At 33.7% G+C, this 4,761-nt stretch carries 3 protein-coding genes; 2 read left to right on the top strand and 1 reads right to left on the bottom strand.

Features of this window, described 5'->3' with window-relative positions; all coding sequences use genetic code 11:
* Positions 1–1,352, top strand: a 1,352-nt coding sequence (locus tag FKW19_RS14595; protein WP_150150603.1) for a DUF563 domain-containing protein, incomplete at its 5' end; no start/stop codon positions are given.
* 162 nt (positions 1,353–1,514) lie between these two features.
* Here the strand turns inward: FKW19_RS14595 and FKW19_RS14590 are convergent.
* Complete coding sequence (locus tag FKW19_RS14590) at positions 1,515–2,885, bottom strand: hypothetical protein (RefSeq protein WP_116100271.1); 1,371 nt, start codon at positions 2,883–2,885, stop codon at positions 1,515–1,517.
* Between the two features lie 313 nt (positions 2,886–3,198).
* Here FKW19_RS14590 and FKW19_RS14585 point away from each other — a divergent pair, with 313 nt between their 5' ends.
* Entirely contained in the window at positions 3,199–4,695 is a 1,497-nt protein-coding gene (locus FKW19_RS14585; protein ID WP_150150604.1) for an SGNH/GDSL hydrolase family protein, read from the top strand.
* Positions 4,696–4,761 lie beyond the last annotated feature (66 nt).

The following is a 4,761-nucleotide window of genomic DNA, read 5'->3' as shown; positions in this document are numbered from 1 at the left end:
ATGTCTCGTCCGTAAAAGTGCCTGTTCCGTCTCCTTCTTCCATCCCTACAATATGGGAAGAATTTCAAGCGCTAACAGGCCCTAGCCATCGTCCTGATGTTCCATTAAGATTTCCTGTGTTTAATGTTGAATTTTTTGTTCTTTCAAAGTTCGATGCTCCAGAAATTAATTTAAAGTCTGATGTCACTTTGGTTCAGTTCAAAGTTGTGCAACCTAATGCAAGTGCTGGGGACATGATCCTAACAGATTTTCAAAGTCCTTATAAAATAGGCGAAGTTATTTACAAAACAAGTAGTGAAAGTATTGAAGATTTAAGAAAAAGAGTAAAAGATCCACAGTTTGTTGATTATAATAATGTAAGCAATGAATTTTTTCTGGGAAGAATAAATGAGTGGCTACGTTTAACGTCTTTTTCTTTTGAGAAAGTGGCTATAACTCGCCTTAAAAAATGTATTGTTACAGGGTGTGGGTTTTTATATTCCGACAATAAGCCGGTATCGCATTCCGATTATCTATTGCCATATTTAACAGCTTCAATTTACCACCCAATATGGGGAGGGCTAGAAAAACTACATGTATTGCGGAAGGTTGAAGGCCCGGTAATTGTTGCTTTTAACCATTTGTATAAAAATTATTACCATTTTTTGGCTGAATGCTTGAGTGCTGCATATATCTCTTATGTAGAATTGAAAAAAAGTGGAGTAGATAAAGTAAGTATATTGACATGCAAACTAAAAGGGTTTGCTAAAGATTATTTTGATATTTTATTTTCCGATTGCGAAAATGTTTCTATTATCGAATTAAATGATTCGGAATATATACATGCAGATGAAGTATATTATAGCCCTGAGTTATTGGGTTTCACTACAAGTCAACCTTGTCTAGTTGCAGAAAGAGCAGACTTTAGAAATGCTATTGTTTCTAAAAGTGGGATAGAGGTGAAAAATAATCCTACTGATATTATTTATATTTCTAGAAGAGATACTTCAGCTCGAAAAATATGTAATGAGAGTGAGCTCATCACTTCTCTTGAAAACCTTGGGGTTAAGATTGTTCAACTCACAGGGCTTTCCGTGAAAGAGCAAATAGCATTATTTGCGAATTCAGCTCTTGTTATTGGTGGACATGGAGCTGGCATTTCAAATTCTCTGTTCATGCAAAAAACCTCCACCATGTTTGAATTGATTCAAGCCAGTTACCAAAATGTTGGACCGATGCGTTTGGCACAAAGTTCTGGGGCTCAATATGTTTCAATGCTCTTTTTCCAAGATGGTGAAGGAGATTCTTGGTATGTTGATATTGATAAAGTTTGCCGTTATGTAAGTGAATATAAAAACAAAGTAATTGAATAGATGCATTATCAATAATGGCTAATGATATGAATAGAATTTGAGTTTTTTCGGTATTCTCTTCGGAATAATTATCATTTTCTATTTATATTGTAACACGGCCTCTGTATTTTTGTTTATGAGGCCGTGTTACGCTTTTTATATTTATTACTTTTTAATTGTATTTTATGTTTTTGGTACAAACTCTAAAAATCTTTCTACTGTCTGTCCAATAACAATATCTGGGTTTATATTTCGTACATAATTTTTGTCGATATCAGACTGAATTATCAGATGAAACTCTTGAAAAAAAGTAGAAAACCAATAACCGAGTGAAGACTGCGATACATGACCGTTCATAAATGAATTACCAAACCCAATAACCTTTTTTATAAATGGGGCTTTATCGTTTTTGAATATAGTATGACCACCCGTAAATTTACCCGGTGGTGGCGCGATGTGTTCTAATATTTCTCGGCCATTATGAAAAATGGGGTGGGGAGATTGGGTACATATTTCGTAAAGATCTTGGCCGAAGAAGCGTTTACCAATATCTCCAGTAGTTATGTAATCAATGTTAAATTGTGCAGGAACATTGTAAGATGGAGAAATTTTTCTGCAAATATCTTTAAATACTGCATGAGCACCCATAGGGTAAAAATGTGTATCTATTTTACGGAAGGCATTAGTAAAGCTTATTTTTTCAATAGCTTGCAAACCAGAAACATAATGATCTGATAAATTATTCTCGGCTATTTTTAATTCTAACATGCTGAGTAATGGAGAAGGGGCAGAGCCCATTCCGTCATATTGTTCGCGCAAGACGGAGAGTTTGTCAGGAATAATGACTTCAATAAATCTTGCACCAACGTCATGACAAAAATCTAGTCGTTCTTTAAAAAGGTTTACCCATTTTTCTGATGTTTGTGCAATTTCGTTCGAGTTATATTTGCGTTCATATATGTCTAGGACATTATTAGAACCACCTGTTAGGAATAAATGACCATTTGTCCCTACTTCACATCGCAAATCAGGTGAGGTTGTACCAACTTTGATATAAAATGGAGAAATGTTTTTATGAATGTCTTTATGCTGAGGAAAAGGGATTTGGTTATTATTTAGAGATGAAAGAGCAGCTATTTCTGCATAATATATACTATCACTAATGTGTTTTCTTTCGTTATATATGTATACTTCAAGTTCTTTAGGGTCAATATTTTGAAAATCTTTTAGAAGATGAGATAATACTTTAAATTTAATAGATTTTATAACATCAGATTCAATTTCTATTTTATTTTCAACGGAATTTTTTTTGTAAAAGACTTTTATATGGCCAGAAAGTATATCGTAATAAGAGAAAGGTTCTGTTGTCTTTATGGTAAAGGCGCATGCACCAAGACCTGCTGATTCTAGGTCAGGTCTGGGATGATTATTTTGTCCAGTTCCAATAATATGACCGTTTTTTTCAATTTCTATTTTTACTTTGTTTCCATCATCATTAATCCATCCTGAAACCATGTTGGGTTCTGAAAACCAGTCAATTCTACTTTTGGTCATTTATAAATCTCCAGTATTTTATAGATTATAAAAATTATTTATATTTAAGAATTAAAGGAATATAAAGATGAAAATACCCAATTTTTGAGATTGGCCGATATATGCACGTTTTTGTTGTGTTTAATAGATATTATTAGGACAGATAAAATTTGAATATGGACTAATAATTTAAAACTGGCTGACTTAGTATACAGAAAATATTATATCTCTTATTGGACGGGTAGGGCATAATCCATTCCATCTTGGCCTTAAGGTTGGAACAGAATAAGAAGCAATTCTTATCTAATTAGAGAAAGAAAAATGGGAGTGCAAAATGGAGAAGAGCATTAATAAAGTTATTTTAGAAAAGATTAGAGAAGATAAAGAAAGTGGAGATAAAATGGTATATCTCCCATTTAATGAAGAAATATTTATTGATAAAGATTCTGATCTTCTTCAAGAAAATGATACAATATGGATTGGAAGCAATGTCAGAATTAAAGGAGCAAAGCGGAAGGCTGTTCATCCGCCACATTTAGGCACTCCTTTTATGTTTCCTCCAACTGTTACTGGTAGGCATTTACAAAATTTTCATAAAGCTGGTACAAAAGGTGAAGCAACAGTTGTCTGTATGGGTGACAGCATCTTTTCTGTTGGTGCAGATTTCGTTTCTCCCTTTGAAAGCCCTTGGAATAGTCTTTGCTCCGTTTTATCGATGCATAATCCAGATGTCCGCCTAAAATTCTATAATAGGGCAATAGGGGGGACTTCATGGGGGGATATGAATGATGAAAATTATCAGTTGCCTATGTGGTGGGATATTGCAGAAAATAAATCATGGAGGGACAGCATAGTAGATTTGGATCCAGATTTATTAATTTTATATTCGGGAGGTAATGACCAATATAATTTCAATCAAAAAGCATTTCAAGATCTTCTGAAATTCTTTAAAGATAATTTAATTCATTGTGATATTATTTTATGTGTTACCTTTCTTCCGTCCACTGCTGCTTTGGTTAATGATTATATAGATAACCGGTCTCAGGAAGGTATTATTTTTGTTTCTGAATATATTAGAAATTTTGCAATAGCCAATAATTATGGATATTTAGACTTTGGTCGCTGGCATGCGATGTGCCGAGATGGTGTAGACCCCTGTGCGATTACATTAACCAAGGTTTCCCCAGATAAAAAAACCATTTTGCAGGAATGGGGAAAAGAAATTAGTCCTGTTAAATATTTTATATTTCCAGAAGTCTATAATGAGAATGGAACTTGTGCAAATTCTTGTACAGATTGGGTTTTATGCTTCACTATAAAAGAAAATCCACAAACTATTGTTTTTCCATTATCTTCGGTAGGGAAAGATTTTAAAAATCCAAATTCCAATTATGGTGCTTTATTCTTCAATGAAGATAAAATTGTTTTCCAATATGCTGATGGGGTTTCAAATCCTGTCTATTCAATAGTTTCTGATATTAGCACAGCAGAATTTCCGTTAATTCTATCTATAGGAGTTAAAAAGAATAATTTGAAAATATCTGTATTAACCAAGAAAAAAAATGGATGGCTTCCATCTATAGATTCAGATTATAGTAACGAGTTGGGTTTTGAAGATATTTTCTCAGGAAATGTTGTAAGATTTGGAGGGGCGTATACACCATATATACATTTCCCTTACCATACACCCTCAATCATTATTCATAATTTATGCATTGCTGACACAACATGCATCAATAACAATCAACGGCGTTTTATGCCAATTGTGACAGATGCTGAACTCTACGAAAAATCTTATGCAGCAGGTGGGTCTAGAGCGGTTCCACTTTAATCTGGTTCATATCCAGAGGCTGTAAAGAAACTGGCGCATTGACTGGGAGTGAAAGCCGGAAGCAGT

Origin of the sequence: Acetobacter sp. DmW_125128 (assembly GCF_008704325.1) — a bacterium.
Taxonomy (GTDB): Bacteria; Pseudomonadota; Alphaproteobacteria; order Acetobacterales; family Acetobacteraceae; genus Acetobacter; species Acetobacter oryzifermentans.
This window is presented reverse-complemented; position numbering and strand designations above follow the sequence as displayed.

Bases quoted from the DNA above. Each gene is read 5' to 3' on its own strand.
- FKW19_RS14585 (WP_150150604.1), top strand. From the start codon at position 3,199: ATGGAGAAGAGCATTAATAAAGTTATTTTAGAAAAGATTAGAGAAGAT.
- FKW19_RS14590 (WP_116100271.1), bottom strand. From the start codon at position 2,885: ATGACCAAAAGTAGAATTGACTGGTTTTCAGAACCCAACATGGTTTCA.